Genomic DNA, 24,878 nt, shown 5'->3' with positions numbered 1-24,878 from the left:
CTCGTGCCAGTTCAGGCAGCGGCGACGTCCCCCGCCTGGACGGCAATGACCTTCAGGCCTGCGCGGGTGACGTCGGCGAGCGCGCTCTGGAGCGCTTCGGCGAGCGTCTCGGCCTCACGGTCGAAGTGGATGGCGGTCCGGTCTGCCCGCAACTCCGGTGCGGTGTCGTCGGCGCCCGCTTCGAACAGGGCGTCGAGCTCGGCATCGGTGAGGCGGTGGTCGACGACCAGCGTGATCTCCTGGTTGCTCATCCCATCTTCTCCTCATGCAGGTGGCGGTCGGCGAACCGGTAGATCTGGCGGGCGAGGTTCTCCGGCACCCGTGGTGTGGACCAGAGTGCCAGCTGGTCGCCGCAGATGGTGCAGACGAGGGCACCCCATCGGTGGCCTCGATGGATTTCCTTCCACATCGACGACGCCGTCTTGGACGACGTCGGCAATCGCGTCGGCGATCGCCTTCTTGGGGTGCCGCCCCCGGCTGACCATCGCCCGTTGATTCTCATTCAGGGCCCGGAACCCGGTGGTCGCGGGCCATCGAGGTCCTGCGTGTGCTGCTCTGCTGTGGCTCCGAGGTAGACGCCTTGGGCGATCAGACCCGGGAACCCAAGGTCCAGCTGTCACCCAGGTGGTAGGAGCGGGCCCGATTGACGACAAGGAGCTCGCCGAACTCGTCGAGACTCTGCTCGACGAGGCGTCGCTCGAGTTCCTCGTCGGTGCGCCGCGGTGCCGGAGGACGGTCCAGGTGGCTCGGCGAGTGGTCCGAGCCGTGCCCGAACCCGTCAGCGGCGCTCGGCGTCGAACGCCTTGCGCAGACGCACCGGAGCCCGCTCGCGCCATGCGTCCTCGATCAGCTCGGTCAGCTGCTGCCGGGACACCTTCTCCAGGTCGACGAGGATCGCGCCGTACCCGTCGTAATGCGGTGTCGTGTAGAACGCGGGGTCGCCGGAGGCGAGCAGCGCTTCTTTCTCGTCGAGCTGACACATCAGCACCAGCCCACCCTCGGCCTCCGTGCGGAGGCGTGCGAACGATTTCCCCTTCACCTTCATGGAGGGTGTGCCGTAGGAGGTGGACTGCTCGACCTCCGGCAGCCCACCCGCGATCGTCACGACGTCGTCCCAGCTCGGCACGGGCACATCCTGGCGCGCCGCGCACCCTCACGTCATGGACGAATCGGAACCGGACGGGTGACGTTCAGCGGACGCGGGGCGGCCGCAGCGGTGGCGCCTTCGCGATCACCACGGTGCCGGCCAGCGCCATCGCCAGACCCACCGCGAGCACCCACGCCCAGCCGGGACGAACGGGGTCCCCCAGCAGCCAGATACCGACCATCCCCGGTACGAGCACCTCGGTCACCGTGAACACGGCGGTAACCGCACCGACGTCACCTCGTGACAGCGCGGCCGTGTAGCTGGTCATCCCGACCAGCCAGAACCCGACCACCAGGTACGTGGCCGGTTGGCCGAGCAGCAGGGCCAGGTCGAGTCCCTCGCCGGTCTGGACGTGGGCCGCCCGCACCGACAGTGCCGTGCCACCGAACCCGAGGCCCGAGAGCAGGGCGAGCGGCCATGCGTGCTTACCCTGCCGCAGCACCAGCACGGCGACGGCCAGCAACAGCAGCGAGACGAGCAGGACGACGTCCACCCCACGCGGGCGGATCGGCGGCTGCTCGGTGCCCGCGCTGGCGGCCACCAGGACCAGACCCGTGAGACACACAGCGACGGCCAGCCGGATCTCGAGGGGTAGTCGCACCCCGATCATCCGGGCGTTGATGACGGCGGTCATGGCGATGGTGCCGCCGATGATCGCCTGCACCGCGAACACCGGCAGGACCCTGAGCGCCAGCACGGCGCACCCCCACGCGACGAAGTCCACCGCGACCCCGGCGACAAACCGGGGCTGGAGGAAAGCGGGCCGCTTGCGGGTGGCCCGCCGGGCGCCCTCGGCCTGGAGTAGCGCGCCGAAACTGTTCAGGACCATCGCGGCCGTCGCGAGCAGGATCCCGACCAGCACGTTGCCAGCATGCCGCCCCCGCAGGGCCGACGCTCGTCCGACCCGCCACTAGGGGGTAGGTCCGCCGCCCTCCGGGCCCGCCAGCCCCAGCCGCATCACCGGGAGCCGCCGGCCGAGCGGCGAGTCCACCCAGCCGACCGTCTCGCCGCCCATGCGCTCGTAGAAACCGACGGCGTACGGCTCGGCCTCCCACTCGAGGACACGCGCGCCTCGCGCAGCCGCCCGGGCCGCCGCGTGCTCGAAGAGCGTCCGCCCGCACCCGCGGCCGATCTCGGCGGGCTCGAGCCACAGGTCGTCGAGCACGGCCAGCCCATCGCGGTGCAGCAGGACGTAGAACCCGCTGACCACGCCGTCGCGTTCGGCCACGAGCACGTCGTTCGACGCCACCACCTCAGGCGTGAGCGCAAGCGTTCGCTCGAAGCGCTTCAGGAACGCTGCCGAGTACGGCCAGTGCCCCTTGGAACGGACAGCCAGCGCCGCAAGGGCGCCGGCCTCCTCCGCACGGGCCGGCCGGATGAGCACACCGTCAGTCTGCCGCCCGCCGCCGGAACCCGGTCAGCGCCCCGAGCGATCCTCCCCACTGGGCACCGGTGTGAAGAACCCACTCATGAGGCCGCCCGCCACCGCCTGACGCGGATCCCACCGCTGCGCGCGGTGCTCGTGCAGCATCTGCCGAGGCTTCTCCGACATCCCCACGAACGCCAGTACCAACACCGTCCCCAGCACGACCGGGACTCCCACCAGCAGCACCAGCCAGCCGAACCCCACGTACGCGACGCCCAAAGCCGCCAGCTCCATGGCGATGACCGCCCCGCCCAACCTCAACACGACAGATCTCCCTATTCCCCCCGGCGCCCACTGTCGGCGCCACACCCCAGCTACATCGCCGAAGCCTGCTCATATGTGACGGGGCGGCGCCACAGCGACACGAGTGAAGGCGGGCGAGCGAGCACATCCGCTCGCCCTGCGGAACGACGACCGGCGCGAGGCCCGGATGAGAGCCGGGCCGACCTGGTCAGACCGCCGGGGAGCCCTCTGTGAGCGACCCTGCCGGGGAGAAGGCCGGACCGGGGCCGGTGGGAGGGGCGGAGCCGAGGGTTGCGGGCGTGGTACCGCCACCGGGGGTCGAACCACCACCGGGGTTGCCACCGCCGGGGTTGCCACCGCCCGGAATGCCACCACCGGGGGTCCCACCCGGATTGCCACCACCCGGATTGCCACCACCGGGGTTCGTGTTCGTGGTGGTCGGGCTCGTAGTGGTGGTGGTGGTGGTCGGGTTCGTGGTGGTGGTGGTCGGGGTGCTGTTGGTCGTGGTGGTGGCTTGTGTGGTGGTGCTGGTCGCGTTCGCCGTCGTGGTGGTCACCGGCGACGGATCGGTGGTCGTGCCGCTGCCCGGCGGTGGGCCGCCGGCGGCGGACGGCGTCGGCGCGGCGCCACCACGCGGAACGCCGGCAGGGGCGCCACCGCGTGCCGGAGCGCCATCGGGAGCGGCGCCCGCCCCGCCGTCGCCGTTCCCGGGGCCGGAGTCACCGGGGGCGGGCACGGGCGCCACCGGCGCGGAGCCGGGGGCGGGCACGACGGTGGACACGGCGTCGCTCGGCGTGTTCGCGCCGACCTCGGCGGCGGAGGGCGTGGTGGGCCACAGCATGACCGCGGCGATGACGGCAGCGGAGGCCAGCAACCCACCGATCCCGACCAGCAGCCCGACCGGGCGCTCCGCCTTCGCCTTCTGGTGCGCCCAGGCCGGTGGGGCCAGCAACTGCCTGCCGGTGTCCGGGTGCAGGGACACGGCGGACTCGCGCAACACGCCGTCCGGGCCGACCTCGTAGGACGGCGTGAGAGACCGCAGCGCCGGCCTGGCCGGTGGCGCCACGGCTGCGCCCCCGGCCGACGCCAGCACCGGGATCCGGTCCGAGGTGCCTGTGGTGCCCTCCGCGAGCGCCGGTGGCCTCGGCGACGGCACGAAGCCCGGGGGAACGGGCTCGATCTCCACACCCGGCCAGGACGCCGTAGGGCTGGGGGAGATCGCCAGTGCGGCGCCCTTGGCGATGGCGTTCTTCGGGTCGGCGTCGACGGCAACCGGCCTGCCGAGCTGCTCGGACACGAGCTGCGCGACCAGCGGGACCCGGGAGGAACCGCCCACCAGCAGCACGGCCGTGAGCTCCTCGGGAGAAAGGCCCGCCGAGGTCACCGCCGCGCGCAATGCGGAAACCGTCTCCTCGACCTGCGGCCGGATCATGGCCTCGAACTCGCTGCGGTGCAGCCGCACCGAGCCACGCCCCGCGGGCATCAGCACCGGGATGGAGACGTCCGTGTCGCTGCTCAGGGCCTCCTTGGCCTCCGTGCACTCACGTCGAACCCGCGCCACGGCGGCCAGCACCGCCGGATCGGTCTCGTCCAGGTCGACGAACGCCTCGGGCAGGCCCGAGTAGACGTGCTCGAAGACGGCATCGTCGAAGTCGACACCACCGAGCCGCTCCAGGCCTTCCGGACGGCCGAGCAGCCCGAACCCCGCCGTGGTCGGAGCGATCGCGGGGTCGCCCTTGCGGACGACCGCGGCGTCGAACGTGCCACCGCCCAGGTCGTACACGGCGATGGCTGCGCCGGCGGGGACCCGTTCGGCAGCGGCGTAGTGCAGGGCAGCGGCCTGCGGCTCGGCCAGGAACGTGGCCGTGACGCCCTCGACGGCCAGCGCGGCACTGAGCAGATCCAGCTTGTGCGCACCCCACGAAGCGGGGTGGGTGACGGCGATGCCATCGGCCGGGCCGCCCTCGCGTTCGGCGACGCGGTCGACGACCCACCGCACCAGCCGAGCGGACAGCTCCTCGGGAGCCCAGGCCTGCCCGGCCACGACGATCGGCGTGGGGTCGCCGATCCGGCGCTTGAACTCGCGCACGACGCCGCCGGGGTCGGTCAGGGCGCGGCGCTCCGCGGCCTCACCCACCACGACCGAGCCCTCGGGGGCAACGAACATCACCGACGGGACGATGGCGCTCCTGGTGCCGAGGGTGGCGACCTCCGGCTCGGCCCAGCCCCGATCCTGGGAACGGCACACAGCAGCAGCGGTGTACGTCGTCCCGAGATCGATACCGAGCTGGTAGCTCATCGTGCTCCCCTCACAGACGGTCCGGCCGTAGCCGGATCGGTCCTCACCTCTCGCAATCGCAGTAACAGGCTGGTCCGTTAGCTCCTGATCGTGTCACGTATCGAAACGGACCGGATCCCATCTGTGTTTACCGAAAACCCCCACAGCCAACCGAACTACCCCCTACCGGAGGGGTCGGCGAACTCTGGCTGATCCCCGATGGCCCGGCGGCACCCCGCTCCTAACTTCTGCGTCAACGCCGGTCGGCCCCGACCGACACGACGATCCGCACACGAACATCGGAGATGATCACCATGGCCGAGCACATGACGCTGCTGGAGTTCCTGCGCGAGCTGCTGACCAACGAGCAGGCCCGCGACTGGTACGCCGAGGACCCCGACGCCGCCCTCAAGTACTACGGGCTCGACGACCTGAGCCCCGCGGACGTGCGGGACGCCCTCGTGCTGCTCGAGGACAACCAGACCGCCAACTTCGACCGGGACTACAACACCGGCTGGGACGGCGGCCGTGACCACGACGACAACGACCGCGACCACGGCCGTGACCACGACGACGACCGCGACCACGGCGGCCGTGACCACGACGACGACCACGGTGGCGACGACCACCGGGCCGCGGTCGAGACCATCAACCGCTACATCACCAACAACTTCACGAACGACCGCGACACGATCATCGACAACTCGACGAACCAGCAGATCGACACGCACGGCGGCGACTTCGACCAGGACATCGACGTCGACTCGGTGGTCGCCTCCGGCGACGGCGCCGTGGCCGCCGGCGGGGACATCGAGGACTCCAACATCGTGTCGGGCGACGACAACCAGGTCGGCGACGGCAACGTTCGTGGCGACGACAACGTGGTGGGCGACGACAACAACGTCGTCAGCGGCGACAACAACACCACGGCCTTCGGTGACGGCGACGCCAACAACGCCTCCTTCGAGGACGTCGAGGTCGGCGGCGGCGGCGCGATCTCGGTCGGCGGCAACGCCAGCGGCTCCTACGACGTCGACGACTCGTTCAACGAGTCCGAGGAGACGACCACGAACAACACCCACTTCGAGGACTCGTTCAACGAGGACAACGACTCCACGGAGAACTCGCACAACGACACCGACACGGACATCGACACCGACTCGCACAACGAGTCCGTGAGCCACGTCGGAAGCCACAACACCGTCGACATCGACGACTGATCTCTCCACCCATCCCGATCGACTCCCCCGATCGGCGAGGCGGCCCCGTTCCTGCGCCTGCAGGGGCGGGGCCGCTGCCGTTTCCGGGCCGTGCGGGGCGCCCCGTGGCCGTCGATCCGGTCGAGCTCCCATGCGCAGCGCCGGCCGTGGGGGACGACCCGAACGACCCCCGTACGGCTCGCAGATGGCCGCCGGGGAAGTCGTCCCGATGGCTTCACGGTCTGTAGCCCGTTCGCCGGGCGCTATTAGCCCGTTCGCGTATCCCCCGAACCGGGCTCAGCTGGTCCCGACTACCGAACGCACGCATGAGAGGCTTCCCCTCCCCGCCCAGGGGGACGACCCCCTAATCCCCCGATCCCCTAGCACCCGCGCCTCGGATCCCCGCACGGATCGCGGATCAGGACCCTGGACGATCCCCGATGGCCCGAACGGCGCAGCGCCCTAACTTTCTCCGCAACGCCGGGACGACCGGCAACCCGCCGAACCACTTGGGAGATGATCCGAGATGACCACCTCGACCTCGCTGCTCGATCTGCTGCTCAACCTGTTCCGCGATCCCGAGGCCATGGCCGCCTTCAAGGATGACCCCAACGGCTACCTCGCCCCGTGCGGCGACATCTCGCCCGACGACGTCCACGACGCCCTCGTCCTGCTCCAGGACAACCAGGACGCCGACTTCAGCCGTGAGTACAACACCGGCTCCGGCCACACCAGCGGCCACGGCCACGTCCCCCCGCCGCCCGTCCCCGAGAAGCACGAGGGCGAGAGCGACCACGAGGCCGCCGTCCGCTACGTCAACACCTACGTCACCAACAACTACGTCGATGACCGCGACACCATCATCGACAACTCCGTCAACCAGCAGATCGACACCGGTGGCGGCGACTTCGACCAGGACATCGACATCGACTCCACCGCCGCCACCGGCGACGGCGCTGTCGCGGCCGGCGACGACATCGAGGACTCCAACATCGTCACCGGCGACGACAACCAGGTCGGCGACGGCAACGTCTCGGGCGACGGCAACGTCGTCGGCGACGACAACGACGTCGTGAGTGGCGACAACAACACCTCCGCCTTCGGCGACGGCGACGCCAACAACACCTCCCTCGAGGACGTCGATGTCAGCGACGGCGGCGCGCTCGCCGTCGGTGGCAACGCCACCGGTGAGCAGGACATCGACGGGTCGTTCAACGACACCACCACCACCACGGAGACCAACACCGAGTTCGAGGACTCGTTCAACCAGGACAACGACGACACGTCGGGTTCCTTCAACGAGACCGACACCGATGTCGACACCGACTCGCACAACACCACGCACAACGACGTCCAGAGCCACAACGACGTCGCGATCGACCACTGACGAGGTTCACCGGCCTCCGGAGGCTGCCCCCTGCCGGGGTAATCTCCAGGTGATGTGACCACCGGCCCCGCCACTCCACGGGATTCTCCGAGGTGGCGGGGCCGGTGTCGTCCTGGAGACGATGCAGGCCCCGACCTGCACGTGCAGCATTGAGGAGGCAGGGACGCCGTGGCGGTACCCGCAGCGGTCGAACTGGTCGACCTCGCCCTGAAGGCGACCACCGCCTACGACCGCCCCGACCTCGGCGGCCGCTTGCTTCAGACGCGACGACGGCTCGTCGACCCCGACGTGCGCGTGCTCATCGTCGGAGAGTTCAAGCAGGGCAAGAGCCAGCTGGTCAACGCGCTCGTCAACGCTCCCGTGTGCCCGGTCGATGACGACATCGCCACTGCCGTGCCGACCGTCGTGAAGCACGCGGAGACCACCACAGCCGCACTGGTCCGGGAGAGCGGCGAGGACAAGCCCCCGGAGCGCATGGAGGTGCCGGCAACCCGGCTCTCCGAATACGTCTCCGAAGCCGGCAACCCGGGCAACAAGGCGATGCTGAGCTACGCCGAGGTCGGACTGCCGCGCAAGCTGCTCGCCGGTGGGCTCGTGCTCGTCGACACCCCTGGTGTCGGCGGCCTGGGTTCCGCGCACGGCGCCGCCACGATGTCGGCGCTGCCGAGCGCCGACGCCGTGCTGCTGGTCTCCGACGCGGCCCAGGAGTACACCGGCCCGGAGCTGGAGTTCCTGGAAGCCGCGATGAAGCTGTGCCCCAACGTCGCGTGCGTGCTCACCAAGACGGATCTCTACCCGCACTGGCGCCGCATCATGGAGCTCGACCGCGGCCACCTCGGGAACGCCGGGATCAACGCCGAGATGTTCCCCGTGTCGTCCATGCTGCGGCTGCACGCCGCCAAGACGCAGGACGCCGCGCTCATGGACGAGTCGGGGTTCCGGCAGCTGGTGGACTTCCTGCTCAACAAGGTCGTCGCCCAGTCCGACGACCTGGACCGGCGCTCCACCAGCCATGACGTGCTGTCCGTCTCCGAGCAGCTCTCGGCGGGGATGAAGGCCGAGCTCGAGGTCCAGCAGGATCCCGAGCGCATGGAGTCGCTCGTCGGCCAGCTGACCCGCGCGAAGGCCCACGCCGACGAGCTGAAGCAGCGCTCGTCACGCTGGCAGATCACGCTGAACGACGGGGTCGCCGACCTGCAGTCCGACATCGACTACGACCTGCGCGACCGCCTGCGCACGATCACACGCGAGGCCGAGCAGCTCATCGACGACGCCGACCCTGCCGAGATCTGGGAGCAGTTCGCCGAGTGGTTCCACCAGCAGGTGTCCTCGGCGGCGTCGGCGAACTTCGTGTGGGCCGCGGAGCGCGCCCGCTGGCTCGCCGGTCAGGTGGCCGAGCACTTCGCCGCCGGCGCCGACATCGCGATGCCTGAGCTGCGGTTCGACGACGAGGGGATGGCCGGGAAGGTCAACCCGCTCGTGCAGCCGGAGGTGGAGAAGTTCAACACGGGGCAGAAGCTCCTCACCGGCCTGCGAGGCGGCTACAGCGGTGTGCTGATGTTCGGCATGCTCGGCGCCCTGATGGGCCTCCCGATCTTCGCGGGCGCACCGGCAGGTATCGCGCTGGGCATCAAGACGGTGCGTGACGAGAGCAAGCGGCAGCTGCTGAAGCGGCGGTCCGACGCGAAGCAGGCGGTGCGACGCCACATCGACGAGGTGACCTTCCAGGTGGGCAAGGACTCCCGCGACATGCTCCGGCGCAGCCAGCGCCAGCTGCGCGACCACTTCAGCGCCATCGCCGAGGAGATGAGCACGTCACTCGCCGCGTCCGTGATGGCGGCCCAGAGCGCCGTGAAGACCACCAGTTCCGAGCGCGAGCGGCGGATCCGCGATCTGAAGGCCGAGCTGGAACGCATCGACGGTCTCGCCACCAGGGCGCGCTCCCTCGCGAAGAACGTGTCCGCCCCGGCAAAGGCCTCGGTCAGGGCACGGACGGGCACGGGGACCTCGTCGTGACCGCTCCCGCTCCCCATCTCGGGTCCGTCGTCCGGGTGCTGCTGCGACGCACGATCGACGCCTACCACGACAGCCCACAGGCCGTCGGCTGGCTGCAGTACAACCTGAACCGCTTCGACGAGCCGCTGCGGGTCGCGATCGCCGGCAAGGTCAAGGCCGGAAAGTCCACGCTGCTCAACGCGCTCGTCGGCGAGGAGATCGCCCCCACCGACGCCGGCGAGTGCACACGCATCGTCACCTGGTACCTGGACGCCCAGATCCCGAAGGTGACGATGTTCCCGCGCAACACGTCGCCACGGCAGCTGACGATCAGCAGGGCCAGCGGTGCCCTGAAGTTCGACCTGCAGGGCACGCGTGTCGAGGACGTGGACAAGCTCGAGGTGCAGTGGCCGTCGCAGAGCCTGCGCACCCACACCCTCATCGACACGCCCGGCATCGCGTCGCTCTCCCGCGATACCTCGTCGCGAGCCGGCGCGTTCCTCACGCCCGACGACTCGCCCAGCCAGGCCGACGCGGTGATCTACCTGATGCGTCACCTGCACGCCACCGACGTGCGGTTCCTCGAGTCGTTCTTCGACCAGGGCGTGGCCAAGGCGACGCCGATCAACACGATCGGCGTCCTGTCCCGGGCCGACGAGATCGGCGTCGGACGGCTGGACGCACTGAGCTCCGCGCGGCGGATCGCGCGACGCTACCGGGCCGACGAGAAAATCCGGGGGCTGTGCCAGACCGTCGTCGCGGTGGCGGGATTGCTCGCCCAGACCGGCCGCACCATGCGCCAGGACGAGTTCGCCGCGCTCACGGCCCTCGCCGAGCTCCCTCGATCCGACCTCGACGGGATGCTGCTCTCGGTCGACCGGTTCTCCCGCACCGAGCTCCCCGACGGGGCAGCGGGGCCCGACGCCGACGCGCGAGCCCGGCTCATGGAGCGCTTCGGCCTGTTCGGCGTGCGGCTGTCCACCACGCTGATCCGGCAGGGCGTGACCGACCCCAACGCCATCGCCTCCGAGCTGGTCAAGCGCAGCGGCCTCGACGAGCTGCGCAGCGTGCTCACCACCCAGTTCAGCGAGCGCCGCGACCTGCTCAAGGCCCGTTCCGCGCTGCTGGCCGTGGACCTCGTGCTGACCAGAGAGCCGCGCCCGGCCGCCGCACCGCTGGTGGCGGAGGTGGAGCGGATCCTCGCGGGTGCGCACGAGTTCGCCGAGCTGCGGCTGCTGTCCACGCTGCGCTCCGGTGCGATCCGGATGCCCACCGAGGCTCTGCAGGAGGCCGAGCGACTGCTCGGTGGCGACGGCGGGTCGGCCGCCGCCCGCCTGGGGCTCGAACCCGACGCCGGACCGGACGAGCTGTGGAGTGCCGCGCTGGACGCCGTGGCCCGCTGGCAACGGCGGGCCGAGAGCCCGATGTCCGGCCGCGCTGTGTCGGACATGGCGCGGCTGGTGGTCCGCAGCTGCGAGGGAATCCTCGCCGGCCTGCGCCGCTGACGGAGGCCGGACCGCAGCGCGGGTCAGGTCTCGGGCGTGCCGACGATCTGGCGCAGGTGGGCGAACAGCTCGCCGCGGCTCCCTGAGCCGAGCCGCTGGCGCATCCGGGCCACGTGGTGCTCCACGGTCTTCGCCGAGATGAAGAGCTGCTCGCCGATCTCCTTGTAGGTCAGCCCTTCGAGCACCAGCGCGGCGACCTCCCGTTCGCGCTCGCTCAACGGGCCGTCGTCTGCGGGGGTGGCGTCGGCATCGGCCGGGTGCGATGCGATGCGGGCGGCCGGCACCGTCACCGGGATGCCTGCCGGGCCCGTGTCGGTGTCGGCGTCCGCGACGACGTCCGGATCCGCTCCGGCCCGGCCGGCGGACCCGCTGCTCTGCAGCGCGCGGGCGCAGCTGAGCAGCGTGCTCATCGCCTTGCGGTCGCGCGTGCGGATCGCAGCCTGCCCCGCCAGCTTCCCGCCCTCCCAGGCGAGCCCCACAGCGTGCAGACCGCGGGCCGCGGCCTCGACCGCCGTTGCGTCCACCTCCGAGTCCAGCAACCGCACCCAGTGTGGGGCGGCGGTCGCCATCGCCGCGGTGTACCGGCTGGCACCCGCCGCCGCCTCCAGCGCGGCGGCGTGCCGCGTTGCGGCCTCGCGGCTCTCGGCGAGGATCGCCGCCTGCAGGCCCGACCAGGCCAGCGGTGCCGCCCACAGCCCGGGATCGCCCAGGCTCGCGAGCAGCTCAGCCGCCTCGTCGAGGTGAGGACGCACCCAGCTCGGCTCACGCAGCCGCGTGGCGGCGATCGACAGCTCGCCGAGCTGCTGCAGCACGAACAGGTCGACGGGGTGGCGCACGATCGCCTCGCGGGCCCGTCCCCACGCGGGCATCAGCGACGCGAGGTCGCCGGTGCGGCGGGTGAGTGCGACCTCCAGCGCCGCGGCGAGGAACTCGTCGCGAGGCTCGAGCTGCGCGCCGGGCGGCGACACCGCGGTGAGCGCCGACCTCGCGGCCGTGGTGGCACCGCGGAAGAGCGCGATCCAGCCGAGCAGTAGCCGGTGCCGAGTGGCTGCGCTGCGGCCGCCGAGACCCACCCGCACCGCCCGTTCCAGTACCGACTGAGCGACGTCGAGCTCCCCGCAGTGCACCGCGACGAGCGCGGCCAGCGCCGCCGGGGTGTCGGGAAGCAGCGCCGCGCGGTTCGACGACTCCAGGAGCGACGCCGCGCGGGTCAGCTGCGACAGCGCCGCCGTCGGTGACCCGGCGACCGAGTCGTACACACCCTTGGCCATCAGCTCCTCGGCGCCGGCGAGCAGCGTCGGCGGACGGGGCGGGGCGCCGGGTTCCCGGGCCGGGCCGCGCAACACCTCGCGCGCCTCGTCGAGCGCACCGGTGCCGATCAGCGCAGGCACCGACAGCACGGCCGCGCTGCCCATCGAGGCACTGCCCATCCAGCGATACAGCTCCGCGCTGCGAGCGAGCATGCCCCGGCGGGCGAGAACGGCGGCCGCCACGGTGCCGGCCCGCACGGCGTCCTCCGGTGGCGCCTGGCCGGGGTCCGAGAGCACTTGGTCGGCCTGGGCGAGAGCCAGGTCGAGATCACCGGCCAGCATCGCCGCCTCGGCCCGGCGTGCCGCGAGCTCCAGAGCGGGCGAGCCCGCACGGACCGCGGCCTCGAAGTACTCCCCGGCCACCGGGGCGCCCGTCCGCAGCGCCTCCTCCGCGGCTGCGGTGAACACGGCCGCCACCCTCGCTCCGCTCGCACCCGCGGCGAGGAGCCCACGGGCGGCGGCGAGGACGTTGCCTCCGCGGTTCAGCTCGATCTCGGCCAGTGCCCGCCGCATCTCCACGTGCGACGCCTGCGGCGTATGCGCCAGCACCGCCGCCGAGACCAGCGGCACCGCCATGCCGTCGGCGGTCAGCAGGCCGGCCGCGCGCGCGGCCTCCACGAACTCGTCGAGCTGCGCCGCGCCGTCACCGTCGGGCAGGCCGAGGAGCGGGACGAGGACCTCGGCCTCCAGGGACGCACCGAGCGCGCGGGCCAGGAGGAGTCCGCGAACCCCTGGCCCGAGGCCGTGCACCGCGTAGCCGAGCTGCGCGAGCAGCCCCGCAGGCGGACGGCTCGGCGTCCCGATCCGGGTGCGGTCCGGACCGGCCTGCTCGACGAGGGCGGTCAGCAGCCGATCGACCAGCGCCGGTGACCCGGCCGTCTGGACGAGTACCTGGTCGACGAGCTCTGCCGGCGCCTGCTCCGGCGAGCCGGACCGGCCGCCGAGGAGCAGACCGGCCCGGACGGACACGCCGGCGCGGTCGAGCGCGTCGAGCACCACCGGGGGCCTGCTCACGGCCAGCGTCGCGCCGAGGGCAGCGGTGCCCGCCGGGCGCGGCCACGGCCGGTGGGCGACCACGACGTAGCCGTGCGGAGCCGCAGCCACCTCAGCGAGCCGATCCAGCTCGGCCGGGCTCAGCAGATGCGTGTCGTCCACCAGTAGCGCCGTGTCGGGCGCGAGTGGATCACCGGGCGCGGGCACGTCGTGCCGGACGGCGACGCCGGCGTCCCGGAAGGCCCCGGACATCGCGTCGAGCAGCACGGTCTTGCCATGGCCGCCGGTGGCGATGATGTCCACCCTGCGCACCCCTGCGCCCGCGGCGGCCGCCTCGCGGACGAGCCGCCGGGCCACCGGTGCGCCTGCCACCGCACCCTCCGACGCGAGCCCCGGAACCGGCTGAGTTCGCGTCGACACCAGCTGACCCCCGTCGTGCGTCTGTTCGATGGGCGCCCGGGAGCCTACCGAGAGTGGCGAGCGTCTCCACGCGCCACCGCCGTGAACAGCGGCGATGTCCGCCGATCGGGGCAGCGGGCGCCGCCATCCGGAGTCACGCAAGCTCGCAGCCCCCGATCGTGGGGTGCAGATGGTCACAAGGACAGCTGTTGCCCAAACACGATCTCTGCACTATCAAGTGGTCGATCTCGGCGACGTCCTCAAAACGGACATCGGCGGCCGGCGCGGCGGAGGGAAGCACGCAGTGCACGAAGAAACGGACATTCCGGTCGTCGTACTCTGCGGAGGGCAGGGCACGCGCATTCGAGAAGCCAGCGAACGGTTGCCCAAGGGCATGGTCGAGATCGGCGGCCGCCCGATCCTCTGGCACATCATGAAGCTCTACAGCCACTACGGCTACCGCCGCTTCGTGCTGTGCCTCGGCTACAAGGGCTGGGAGATCAAACGGTTCTTCCTCGACTATCGCGCCCACATGTCCGACTTCACGTTGTCGCTGTCCACAGGCGACCATCAGCCGCAGTTTCGCAACGGCGTCGCGGACGAGAACTGGGAGATCACTTTCGCCGAGACCGGGCTCGCGGCCGGAACCGGCGCCCGGTTGCGTCGTATTCGCCACTACATCGACACGCCCCGATTCATGGTGACCTACGGAGACGGCGTGAGCGCCGTGGACATCGCGAACCTGGCGGCCGTCCATGCGGAAGGTGGCCGCGTCGGCACGGTCACAGGGGTGCACCCGACGTCGAAGTTCGGCGAGATGCAGGTCGCGGGGAACCTCGTCTCGGAGTTCAACGAGAAGCCCACACATGTCGACGGCTGGGTCAGCGGCGGGTACTTCATGTTCGAGAAGTCATTCCTCGACGACTATCTCGACGACGACGAGGACCTGTTCCTCGAAGCATCGCCGCTGCAGAAACTCGCCCGCAACCAGCAGCTCACGGTGAACAAGCACGAGGGTTTCTGGGCCGCGATGGACACCTACAAGGACTACGAATGGCTCAACAAGCACTGGGCCACGGGCAAGGCCCCCTGGAAACTGTGGGAGGACGGATCCCGCGGCTGGTGACGCTCCGGCGGCCTTGACGCGCGTCGCGCGTCACCGCACCAGCGACGTGGGAGTGGAGAGGAGCCTGCGCCAGTCCTCGGCGCCGACGAGGGACATGGCACCGGCGCCGACGGGATCGGCCTGGGCCTCGACCAGGACGCGAGCCGCCCGGGCCGCCTCCCCGTCCTCGCCCGGCGCCACGGCGCGCACGAGCAGTGGCCAGGACTCGCCGCCGATCATGCCGTTGACCTCCTCCGTGCGGTGAGCCGTCTGGAACTGACGCACGGCGTCGGAGGTCGCGCGGTCGAAGCTCCCGCTCGGCTGCACCTCGGTCATGCCCGCGTCTCGCAGGAGATGCTGCGCGGCGGCCACCGCAGGCCCTTGGTCGGCCACCCGCAGCAACGGCCACGACTCCTTCATCGCGACACGGGCGCTGAGATGCTCCCCGAGCACGCCCGCGACCTCGCTGCGCAACTGCGGCAACATGCCGTAGAGAACGTCTCCCGGGCAGGCCGTGTCCTTGAAGTCGCGGTGCCCGAAGATCTCGGTCGGCTCGATGTCGTACTGGTCGCAGATGTAGGCGCACATGTCACGCAGCCGGTTCCAGAGCACGGGCGGCGGACCGACCGCCGTGTAGGTGCCCTCGTTCTCGATGCCGATGGCCACGACGTTCTGCCCCGTGCAGTGCGCTCCCTCGACCTGGCGCTCGCCTCTCTCCAGCACTTCGAGACTGCGGTGCCTGCCCTCGAGCACGTACCCGCCGCGGCTGATCGTGAAGTGCTGTCCGGTATCGAGCCATCCGCGGTTGTCCATGTGGAAGTTCTGGATTCCACGGGCGAGCCGGTCGGCCGCTTCGCGGCTCACATCGGACTGGTTGGGAGTGGCCGTGTGATGCACGAGAATCTTGACCGGCCGCTGGTTCCAGATCGTCACGATGTCGCTGTTCGGACGTGCCCCCCACCCGTCGCAGTCGATGATCTCCGGCTCGCCTGCCCAGGCATTGCCAGTGCTCACCAGGCCGCCGGTAGTGGCGACAACGGCCAGCCCACCGAGTAGGAATCCCCGGCGGGACACGTGATCCCGAGCCACATCGCCTCCGTCACGACCGTCGCATTGTTCTCATTCGCCTCACAGAGACCATGCGTCACATCGTGCGGAAGGCACAACCAACGGACTCGAAGGTGTGAAGCGAGCTGGGGCCTCTGAGTGCCTTGTCCCTGTTACCCGTGAGTAATATGCTCGTTGTTACCGGCGAGTAGTCAGTGGTGAGGAGTCCCGGACATGGGCCACTTCAGGAGCAACCTGCGCGATCTCGAGTTCAACCTGTTCGAGGTGTTCCGAGTGCAGGATCGGCTGGACACCGCGCCGTTCGACGGGGTCGACATCGACACCGTCCGAGGGGTGCTCAAGGAGCTGAACGCCGTGGCCACAGGGCCGCTGGCCGAGTCGTTCGCCGACGCCGACCGCAACCCACCCGTCTTCGACCCGGCCACCCACACCGTCACGCTGCCGCAGTCGCTCAAGGACGCCTACAAGGTGCTCTGGGACGGCGAGTGGTGGCGGCTGGGCCTGCCCACCGAGCTCGGCGGCTACGGCATCCCGCCCACCGTGCAGTGGGCCGCTGCCGAGCTCATCCTCGGCTCGAACGCCGCCGCGTTCATGTACCTGGCCGGCCCCAGCTTCGCGGCCGTGGTCCACCGCAACGGCACTGACGAACAGAAGCACTGGGCCGAGCTGATGATCAACCGCGGCTGGGGCGCCACGATGGTGCTGACCGAGCCCGACGCGGGATCCGACGTGGGCGCCGGGCGCACCAAGGCGGTGCAGCAGGCCGACGGGAGCTGGCACGTCGAGGGAGTGAAGCGCTTCATCACCTCGGCCGAGCACGACCTCACCGAGAACATCATGCATCTCGTGCTGGCCCGCCCCGAAGGTCCGGGGATCGCGCCACGAGCCGGCACGAAGGGCCTGTCGCTCTTCCTCGTGCCGAAGTTCCTCTTCGACTCCCAGACCGGCGAGACCGGCGAGCGCAACGGCGCCTTCGTCACGAACGTCGAGCACAAGATGGGCCTGAAGGCCTCCACCACCTGCGAGCTCACGTTCGGCCAGCACGGCGTCCCCGCGAAGGGCTGGCTGCTCGGCGACGTGCACGACGGCATCGCGCAGATGTTCGAGGTGATCGAGTACGCGCGGATGATGGTGGGCACCAAGGCCATCGGCACGCTCTCGGCGGGATACCTCGCCGCGCTGGAGTACGCGAAGGAACGCGTCCAGGGTGCCGACCTGCCGAGGATGCTCGACAAGGCCGCCCCGCGCGTCACGATCACCCACCACCCGGATGTCCGCCGCATCCTGATGCTGCAGAAGGCATACGCCGAGGGGCTGCGCGCCGTGTACACCTACACGGCCACCTACCAGGACCGCATCCGCATCGGGCAGGCCGCGGGCGAGGACGTCACGCTCGCCGAGAAGGTGAACGACCTGCTGCTCCCGATCGTCAAGGGGGTCGGTTCCGAGCGCGCCACCGAACAGCTCCTGCTCTCACTGCAGACACTGGGCGGCTCTGGTTACCTGCAGGACTACCCCATCGAGCAGTACATCCGCGACGCCAAGATCGACTCGTTGTACGAGGGCACCACCGCGATCCAGTCGCTCGACTTCCTCTTCCGCAAGATCGTGCGGGACAACGGGCAGGCGATCGGGCACGTCGCCGGCGAGATCCAGGCCTTCCTCGACGCAGAGGCGGGCAACGGGCGGCTCAAGGAGGAACGCGCGCTGCTCGGTGTGGCCCTCGCCGACGTCCAGGGCATGCTCGCGGCCCTCACGGGATACCTGATGGCCTCGGCGCAGGACCCGTCGAGCATCTACAAGGTCGGGCAGCACACCGTCCGGCTGCTGATGGCCGTCGGCGACCTGCTCATCGGCTGGCTGCTGTTGCGCCAGGCCGAGGTCGCGCTCACGGCGCTGAGTCAGGACGGGGCCGGTCAGGCCAAGGACGCCGCCTTCTACGAGGGGAAGGTGGCTGTGGCCCGGTTCTTCGCCAAGACCGTGCTCCCGCTGCTCACGGCCCAGCGTGTGGTGGTCGAGACGGCCGACAACTCGCTGATGGAGCTGTCCGAAGCAGGCTTCTGAACACCGGAGCGGGAATGGCAGGGCCGGGGGCGGCATCCGCCCTCGGCCCTGTCCGTTGTGTCCGTTCGCCGCTAACCGGCCGCGATGTAGCTCTGCAGCTGCTCGCGTTCGGACTCGAGAAGGTCGATCCGCGCCTTGACCAGGTCGCCGATGCTCACGATTCCGGCCAGCTGGCCCTCGACCACGACCGGCAGATGCCGGAACCGGCGGTTGGTCATCACGGCCGCGATGTCCGCCACGCTGTCGCCGGGAGCACACGTGGTGACCCCGGTGATCATGATGTCGCCGACACTGGCCTCCAGCAGCCCCGGCCCCGCGACGTCGAGCCTGCGCACGACATCACGCTCGGAGACGATTCCGACCAGCTGCCCCTCGTCGACGACGGGTAGCGCCCCGACGTTGTGGGTGGCCAGCTGGGAGATCAGCTCGGCGACGGTGACACTCGGGTCGACCGTCGCCACGTCACTGCCCTTGCTCCGCAACACGTCCGCGATACGCATGTCGAGGCCTCCGTTCCCCTCGGCTTCAACCGAGAGTACGAATGTGAGCTGGATCGCGAAAGACCTGGCGCCCGAGAAAGATCGCCGAGCGCCCCCAGCTCACGGCCCACAGACGACGATCGGCGACGGGTTGTACCGCACCGTGCGGGTCTCGTGGCGCGTCTCGCCCGTGCTGATGTTGCGCAGTGTGCGGGTGTCGGTGATGGTGAACCCGGGTGCTCCCTGGCTCGGGCTGCACGGTTCGCCCGCCGGGATCGTCACGGTGGTGGGGGCCGTCGGGTTGGTGCGCGGGCCCGGAGTGGACGTCACCTCGTAGACCTTCGTGCCGTAGAGCCGCACGGTGAGCGAGCTCGGCGTCCACACCGTCTGGATCATGACACCCGTCGGGTTGTCGTTGCGGAACTTCAGGTCGATGGCGCCCTCGAAGACGGTGGCCTCGCGACCGGCGGGGTAGCGGCTGATGTAGAAGCTGTGTTCCTTGTGTGCCACGTTGGCCATGCCCGCGAAGTACGACGCGTTGTAGAGCGTGGTGGCCACCTGGGAGACACCGCCGCCGATGCCGCGCGAGGCGTGGCCGTCGGAGATGATGCCGGCCTCGACGTAACCGTGGCTCGCGTCGCGCGGCTCCGTGGCCTGGTTGAGGCTGAACGTCTCGCCGGGCTTCACGATCATCCCGTTGATCTGCTCCGCAGCCCGCTTGATGTTGCGCCCGGAGTCGGCGGCGAAACCGCCGGTGGTGAACTCGCCGATCACACCGGTGATGCCGAGAGCGTTCAGTTCCTCGGTGGTGAGCTCGGCCGGCTGGTCCCCGTAGACGGCGGTGATCTCGCGCTCGCCCGTGCCGGTCAGCACGTCGAGCAGCGGGGCGAGGCTGGCCTCGTAGTCGACCCCGCGACCGTCCTGCGAGGGGACGACGACCGGCCTGCCGGAGGAGAAGTCGAGCGACGCATCGCGACCCGGCCGCTCCGACTCCGCAAGCTGGGGCTTGAGCGCGTCGGTGATGGCGGCGGTGTTGATCTCCGGCACCAGGTTGCCTGCATCGGCGCGGAACGTCAGGGCCGACGCGATGACGTCCGGCGTGACGGTGCCGGTGGTGCCGCCCTCGCCGATCATCTCGACCGGACCCGACACGGCCGGGCGGGCGACCTGGTCGATCGCGGCGACGACGTCCTCGGGGCTGGTGGACGGCGGCAGCACGGTGAGCGGAAGGGCCACCGGCAGGCCGACGGCCCATTCGTCCTGCAGCACACCGGCCGCCGCCGGCACGTCGAGCTTCTGACCCGGCACCGGGTCGACCGGGACCGGGTCGGTGCCGTCGAACCGCACCGAGCCCTCGACCGGCGCCTTGTCGACGATCGGCGACAGCTCCTCCAGCGCCGCGTTGAGCGCCTCGGCGTCGCTCCTCGTGACGACACCGACCTCGCGCTCGCTGAAGAACGACGTGATGCGGGTGATCGGGTTGAGCGGCTGCGAGCCGGCCTCGGCCAGCGTGGCGTCCCAGTCGATGGCCAGGCCGGCAGCGGCCGGATCGATCTCGCTGCGGGCCTCGCCGACGCTGACCTGGATCGGTTGCTGCGTGCGGGGGTCGATCTCGCTGTGCAGCCGCTGCTCGGCCTCCTCGAGACCGAGGCCGCCCACCTGCACGCCCGCGACCGTGACACCGCGGGGCATCGAGCCGGAGTTGATCACCAGGTCACCGACGTACAGCAGGGCCAGCGCGCCGACCATGCCCGTGAGCAGGAGGATCCGGCGCTTGCGCTTGCGCACGGGAGGCTCGCCGGGGGCGGCCGCCTGCGGGCCCGGACCGCCGGTGGGCGGAGGCATCGGAGGGGACGCGATGGAGGCGGTGGTGGCGTCGATGGAGGGGGCCAGGAAGGCGGTGGCGCTGCCGGCCGGGGGCACGATCGGGATGCGCTCGGTGGTGGGCTCGGCCGGCGGCGGGGGTGCGGCAGGAGCCGGCGCGGGAGCGGGTGGGACATGTGCAGGCGGCGCAGGAGCGGGCGGCACGGGAGCGGGCGGCGCAGGAGCAGGCGGCGCGCCCGCGGGCGGCACGGCGGCCCGCGGGATCATCTGGGTGGCTTCCTGGTCGACCGGGTTGAACCAGGCGGTCGCCGCGGAACGGCCGGCGGCAGCCGGAGCGGTGCCCCCGGCGCGGACGGCCACGGTCGGCGCCTCGCCCTGCGCCGGGCCCCCCGCGTTGCGCCCGGCCTGAGCCGGGGCGCCCGCTCGGGGCTGGTCGCGCGGGGGTGCGGTGGCGGGAGCGTTGGCAGCGGCGAGCGGCGTGCGGTCGGTAGGGGCCTCGTCGTCGCCGGGCGCGGACCCGCCGACGGCAGTCTGGACGGTCGGGCTCTCGTCGGCGTCGGGACCGTCGGGCTCCTGGTGCGGGCGCGGCCGGGGGCGCGGCGCGGGCCGCGTGCCCTCGGCGGGCGGGCCGGACGGCGCCTGCTCCTGCTCCGCGGTGCGGGCGGCGGGATTCTGCGCGGGCGGCGCCACTGCGCCGCCGGGGCCCTCGGTTGCGGGCTGGGCGATCTCGACAGCGGTGTGAGCGTCCAGTACCGGTTCGGCACCGGTCGGCGCGTCGGCCGTGGGCTCGACGGGACCGGGCTCGGTCGCCGGCGGCGATGCCTCGATCTGTTCGGCCACCTGCTCGCCCACGGTGACTGCGCTTTCCGTTCCCCCGTCGGTGCCAGACGAGCGCTCCTGCGCCTCCGGCACCTGGCCGTTCTCGTTCTCCGCCCCGTCCATGTCCGGACGGGACGTCACCTCGCCGGGCGAGGACTGCCGCTCGGGCATGAAGTCCTTTTCCCCTCGAAACTCGGACCGAACCTCACGAGGCCCGGTTCGTCACAGGTAGAGCCCCGTACCGTGCTCGGTGCGCTCGGTCGCGACGGCGTGCAGCTCACGTTCCCGCAGCACCAGGTACGTCGTCCCCTGCACGTCGACCTCGTACTGGTCGTCGCGGGCGAACAGCACCCGATCACCGACCTTGACGGTGCGGACATTCGCCCCCACGCCGAACACCTCTCCCCACACCAGACGTTTGGCGACCTCGGCGGTTGCCGGAATGACGATGCCGGCGCCACTGCGCCGCTCACCGCTCGTCTCCGGCCTGACCATCACGCGGTCGTGCAGCATCTGGATCTCGAGCTTCGGGTCCTGCACCGGCCAGATGCTACGACCCCTGCCCGGCGCGGCCATCGCTGACCTCGCAGATCGGGCACACGCACCGCACTGGAACGAGAAGACCCCGCAGTGCTGTCAGGTCGGGGGTCCGACAGCACCGCGGGGTCGTACTGGGAATCGAACCGGAAGGGCGGGGCGTTACTTCACTCCTCGTAATCCTCCCCTTTCACCCGATCGGGTCATCAGCTCACGCCTGAGTGAGGAGGAAACGACCGAAGTGGGGCACGGTGAACGCGATCTGGCCACGCTGGGCGGAGAAGACGAGCCCCTTCTTCAGCAGGCTGTCCCGGGCAGGCGACAGCGACGAGGCCCGGCGGGTGAGGTGTTCGGCGATCTGGGCGGTGGGCACCGGGTCGTCTCGGCCCTCCGTGAGCTCGGCCATGGCGCGCAGGTACTCCCGCTCCGCGGGTGTGGCGCGCTCGTAGCGCGAGCCGAAGAACCCGACGGCGAGCTCCGCCTCGGCCTCCGGAGCCGCCAGCTTCACGTCGGCCGCGCTGATCGGGCTGCGCGTCGCCGCGTCCCACGCGGCCTTGCCGTAGGCCTGCACGAAGTAGGGATAGCCGCTGGAGGCCTCGAACAGGGCGTCGAGGGCGTCGGTGTCGAAGGAGGCGTCCTCGCGCTCGGCCGGCGCGATCAGGGCGAAGTCGGCGTCCGGACGGTCGAGCTGGCCGATCCGCACGTACTTGAACAGCCGCTCCGAGTAGGACTTGGACGCCGAGAGCACCGCGGGCAGGTGCGGCAGCCCGGCGCCCACCACCACGAGCGGTGCCCGCGACTGGGACAGCTCATGGCAGGCGGCGCAGAGCGCTGACACGTCGTCGGGACGCAGGTCCTGCATCTCGTCGATGAGGATCGCGACACCGGTCTCGACGTCCGCGGCCAGCGCCGCCACCTCGGTGAACAGTTCGACGAGGTCGATCTCGATGTCCCCGGAGTCGGCGCGTCCCGACTTCACGGGCACGTCGATGCCCGGCTGCCACCGGTCGCGCAGCTTCGCCCCGTCCGGTGCGGAACGCATGGCGAACGCCTTGAGGACGCCCAGCACCTCGTCCACGCGGTCGGGGGCGCTGTGCCGCATGGCGAGATCCCGGATCGCCCGGTGCAGTGCGGCAGACAGCGGCCTGCGCAGGTCCGCGTCAGGGCGGGCCTCGATCTTTCCGGCGCCCCACCCGGCACGCACCGCCATCGAACGCAGCTCTCCGAGCAGAACGGTCTTCCCGACCCCGCGCAGGCCGGTGAGCACCAGGCTGCGCTCGGGGCGTCCGCGGGACACCCGTTCGAGCACGATCTCGAACGCGTCGACCTCACGGTCACGCCCGGCGAGCTCGGGCGGGCGCTGGCCGGCGCCGGGAGCGAACGGGTTGCGCACGGGATCCACGATCGGACGGTATCCGCGAATCTTGCCCGCAGCCTAGAAGCTGCTATCGAACCCGATGGCGTGTCGCGAATCGGTTCGTATACAACTCTCTCTGCTGAACGCTAGAAATCGATAGACAAGCCGATCAAGCCCGTCGGGTGCCTGCGTCGGCCAGACAGAACAGTCCGAACGCGGCGAACCCGACGGCCACCACCACCAGCAACGACGAGCCCAGCGCCGTGGCACTCAGCGTGCGCAGGGCCGCGTCGAGCCCACCGGCCCTCCCGGGGTCGGCGAACAGCGCGGCGCTCCCGGCCAGCACACCGACCACGCCGAGGGCGAGCGCACGTGCCAGGTGACCGACCGCACCGAGCAACTCGATCGTCTGCCGCGCGATCGGGCCCAAGCGGCGCACGTCGAGGTCGCCCATGAACGTCCGCCGAAGCCCCGTGTAGACCATCGCCCCCGCGATCACCAGGATCGCGGCGGCGCCGAGCCCCAGCAGCACCCGCCCGGCCGGCAGCCCGAGCACGCCGGCCGCCACCGCCTGCGCGGTCGTCCCACTGGCGGAGCCGAGGTCCAGCAGGTAGTCGGTGATGACGACGGCGAGCGCCGACATCGCGATCGCCTTCGCCACGGCCCCGACGCGCTTTCGTACGCGTTCACCCCCGTCGACCCATCTGAAGCCGATCACGGCCGCCGTGACCTGCCACAGCGCGAACGCCACCAGCCCGACATCGGCCACCGCGAGCGCGACCAGCCCTCCCGGTGTGCGGGCGATCGTGCCGACCGCTCCCTCGGCATCGGCCGGGGCGTTCGGCACACCGAACGCGACCTGCAGCGCGAGCCAGGCCACGAACAGGTGCACGACCCCGTACCCGACGAGCCCGATCCGCCCGAGAACGTCCACGAGGTGGCCCGGCGCATCGGACCGGCCTTCGCGCACGAGGCTGCGCAAGCGCGTGAGGGGAGGGGCCATCAGCGGTCGATTATCCAGCCACACTCGATCTCATACTCTTCAGCATTCTTAAATCGCTGCTAGATAGGCGAAGAGAAGGCGATCTGGTTTCCTGTCGGTGTGACCGAAACGCCGATCGACCTGAACGGCCCCGAGATCGTGACCGAGGGCACCGGCTGGTTCGAGCAGCTCGGTGACCAGGCCGAGCTCGACGTGACCTTCACCGGCTTCGCCGAGAACCGGAGCGACGCCGTCCGCGAGCTCGGCCTCCGGATGGCGGCCGCGGAACCCGCGCTGGGGCTGCCGGCGCTCGTCGTCCGCAACCGCCGGTTCTGGGTGCACGACGAATGGCGGACCGACCGCGTGATCGGCTGCCGGGCCGGAGAGGACCTCGCTCTGACGCTGACCGACCCGACCGGGTTGGAGCGAGTGCTCTCAGCGATCGTCGGCGCCGAGCCGACCGGCGTGCACGGCCCGCGGTGGGTTCTCGCCGACCCTGCGGTCGCGCAGCGGGAGGCGCAGCGCCGGGCGGTCGAGGACGCGCGACAGCGGGCGGAGGGATATGCAGAGGCCCTCGGCGGCCGGCTGGGTGCATTGCGCCGGCTGTCGGACGCGCCCACCCACGGCGGACCGGTCGCGCTGGCGGCGCGCGACTCGATGGGCGGGCCGGACGTCCGGGAGCTCGGGCTCGAACCGGAGCCGGTACGGGTCACGGCGCACTGCACGATCAGCTGGACGCTCGTCACCTGACGTGCCCGGTC

Annotated in this window: 21 protein-coding genes; 7 read left to right on the top strand and 14 right to left on the bottom strand. The window is 71.0% G+C overall.

All coding sequences use genetic code 11. The features are described from left to right. Positions 1–11: 11 nt before the first annotated feature. The 7 genes from MMF94_RS13085 to MMF94_RS43350 form a co-directional block, all read right to left on the bottom strand. Positions 12–251: a hypothetical protein gene (locus MMF94_RS13085; RefSeq protein WP_241036642.1), complete on the bottom strand. Its 240-nt coding sequence runs from the start codon at positions 249–251 to the stop codon at positions 12–14. Then, the gene (locus MMF94_RS13080; protein WP_241036641.1) at positions 248–409 is read right to left on the bottom strand and encodes a hypothetical protein; all 162 of its coding nucleotides are present in this window, start codon (positions 407–409) and stop codon (positions 248–250) included. Before MMF94_RS13080 ends, MMF94_RS13085 begins: the two co-directional genes overlap by 4 nt. Before the next feature lie 369 nt (positions 410–778). Beyond that, positions 779–1,126 carry an MmcQ/YjbR family DNA-binding protein gene (locus tag MMF94_RS13075; RefSeq protein ID WP_241036640.1) on the bottom strand — a complete coding sequence of 116 codons (348 nt, stop codon included), beginning with the start codon at positions 1,124–1,126 and terminating at the stop codon, positions 779–781. 64 nt (positions 1,127–1,190) lie between these two features. Further along, positions 1,191–2,009: a hypothetical protein gene (locus tag MMF94_RS13070; protein WP_241036639.1), complete on the bottom strand. Its 819-nt coding sequence runs from the start codon at positions 2,007–2,009 to the stop codon at positions 1,191–1,193. A 48-nt stretch (positions 2,010–2,057) separates the two neighbouring features. Further along, on the bottom strand, positions 2,058–2,531 hold the full coding sequence (locus MMF94_RS13065; protein WP_241036638.1) for a GNAT family N-acetyltransferase: 474 nt from the start codon (positions 2,529–2,531) through the stop codon (positions 2,058–2,060). Positions 2,532–2,564: 33 nt separating this feature from the next. Further along, entirely contained in the window at positions 2,565–2,837 is a 273-nt protein-coding gene (locus MMF94_RS13060; RefSeq protein WP_241036637.1) for a hypothetical protein, read from the bottom strand. Positions 2,838–3,024: 187 nt separating this feature from the next. Next, a complete protein-coding gene (locus MMF94_RS43350) occupies positions 3,025–5,115 on the bottom strand; it encodes an Hsp70 family protein (protein ID WP_277398719.1) in 2,091 nt (696 codons plus the stop codon). A 293-nt stretch (positions 5,116–5,408) separates the two neighbouring features. On the opposite strand from MMF94_RS43350, the gene MMF94_RS13050 reads away from it, so the two are divergent. The 4 genes from MMF94_RS13050 (at position 5,409) to MMF94_RS13035 (ending at position 11,180) form a co-directional block, all read left to right on the top strand. Continuing rightward, positions 5,409–6,314 (top strand): IniB N-terminal domain-containing protein, encoded by a 906-nt coding sequence (locus MMF94_RS13050; protein ID WP_241036636.1) that lies wholly within the window; start codon positions 5,409–5,411, stop codon positions 6,312–6,314. A gap of 505 nt (positions 6,315–6,819) precedes the next feature. Beyond that, positions 6,820–7,680 carry an IniB N-terminal domain-containing protein gene (locus tag MMF94_RS13045; RefSeq protein WP_241036635.1) on the top strand — a complete coding sequence of 287 codons (861 nt, stop codon included), beginning with the start codon at positions 6,820–6,822 and terminating at the stop codon, positions 7,678–7,680. A 168-nt stretch (positions 7,681–7,848) separates the two neighbouring features. Then, entirely contained in the window at positions 7,849–9,696 is a 1,848-nt protein-coding gene (locus tag MMF94_RS13040; RefSeq protein ID WP_241036634.1) for a dynamin family protein, read from the top strand. Beyond that, positions 9,693–11,180, top strand: a complete 1,488-nt coding sequence (locus MMF94_RS13035; RefSeq protein WP_241036633.1) for a dynamin family protein — start codon at positions 9,693–9,695, stop codon at positions 11,178–11,180. The genes MMF94_RS13040 and MMF94_RS13035 overlap by 4 nt, the downstream gene beginning before the upstream one ends. A 23-nt stretch (positions 11,181–11,203) precedes the next feature. Here MMF94_RS13035 and MMF94_RS13030 read toward each other — a convergent pair whose 3' ends face one another. Next, a complete protein-coding gene (locus tag MMF94_RS13030) occupies positions 11,204–13,855 on the bottom strand; it encodes a helix-turn-helix transcriptional regulator (RefSeq protein WP_241036632.1) in 2,652 nt (883 codons plus the stop codon). A 331-nt stretch (positions 13,856–14,186) separates the two neighbouring features. Here MMF94_RS13030 and MMF94_RS13025 point away from each other — a divergent pair, with 331 nt between their 5' ends. Continuing rightward, on the top strand, positions 14,187–15,008 hold the full coding sequence (locus MMF94_RS13025; RefSeq protein WP_241036631.1) for a sugar phosphate nucleotidyltransferase: 822 nt from the start codon (positions 14,187–14,189) through the stop codon (positions 15,006–15,008). Between the two features lie 30 nt (positions 15,009–15,038). Here MMF94_RS13025 and MMF94_RS13020 read toward each other — a convergent pair whose 3' ends face one another. After that, positions 15,039–16,001: a peptidoglycan recognition protein family protein gene (locus MMF94_RS13020; RefSeq protein ID WP_241036630.1), complete on the bottom strand. Its 963-nt coding sequence runs from the start codon at positions 15,999–16,001 to the stop codon at positions 15,039–15,041. A gap of 267 nt (positions 16,002–16,268) precedes the next feature. Between MMF94_RS13020 and MMF94_RS13015 the strand changes: the two genes are divergently transcribed. After that, positions 16,269–18,119: an acyl-CoA dehydrogenase gene (locus MMF94_RS13015; protein WP_241036629.1), complete on the top strand. Its 1,851-nt coding sequence runs from the start codon at positions 16,269–16,271 to the stop codon at positions 18,117–18,119. A 71-nt stretch (positions 18,120–18,190) separates the two neighbouring features. Here the strand turns inward: MMF94_RS13015 and MMF94_RS13010 are convergent, their stop codons facing one another. The 5 genes from MMF94_RS13010 to MMF94_RS12990 form a co-directional block, all read right to left on the bottom strand. Next, entirely contained in the window at positions 18,191–18,619 is a 429-nt protein-coding gene (locus MMF94_RS13010) for a CBS domain-containing protein (protein WP_241036628.1), read from the bottom strand. Between the two features lie 99 nt (positions 18,620–18,718). Beyond that, positions 18,719–21,412: a VanW family protein gene (locus MMF94_RS43345; protein ID WP_277398718.1), complete on the bottom strand. Its 2,694-nt coding sequence runs from the start codon at positions 21,410–21,412 to the stop codon at positions 18,719–18,721. Positions 21,413–21,463: 51 nt separating this feature from the next. Then, on the bottom strand, positions 21,464–21,781 hold the full coding sequence (locus MMF94_RS13000; protein WP_241036627.1) for a GroES family chaperonin: 318 nt from the start codon (positions 21,779–21,781) through the stop codon (positions 21,464–21,466). A 208-nt stretch (positions 21,782–21,989) separates the two neighbouring features. Next, on the bottom strand, positions 21,990–23,180 hold the full coding sequence (locus MMF94_RS12995; RefSeq protein ID WP_241036626.1) for an ATP-binding protein: 1,191 nt from the start codon (positions 23,178–23,180) through the stop codon (positions 21,990–21,992). A gap of 124 nt (positions 23,181–23,304) precedes the next feature. Further along, complete coding sequence (locus MMF94_RS12990) at positions 23,305–24,138, bottom strand: DUF1206 domain-containing protein (RefSeq protein WP_241036625.1); 834 nt, start codon at positions 24,136–24,138, stop codon at positions 23,305–23,307. 99 nt (positions 24,139–24,237) lie between these two features. Here MMF94_RS12990 and MMF94_RS12985 point away from each other — a divergent pair, with 99 nt between their 5' ends. After that, positions 24,238–24,867: an SIMPL domain-containing protein gene (locus tag MMF94_RS12985; RefSeq protein ID WP_241036624.1), complete on the top strand. Its 630-nt coding sequence runs from the start codon at positions 24,238–24,240 to the stop codon at positions 24,865–24,867. The last annotated feature ends 11 nt before the right edge of the window (positions 24,868–24,878 follow it).

The sequence above is a fragment of the Pseudonocardia alaniniphila genome, assembly GCF_022524485.1.
GTDB classification, from domain to species: domain Bacteria; phylum Actinomycetota; class Actinomycetes; order Mycobacteriales; family Pseudonocardiaceae; genus Pseudonocardia; species Pseudonocardia alaniniphila.
Note: the sequence above shows the minus strand (reverse complement) of the source record. Positions and strands in the feature narration are given on the sequence as shown.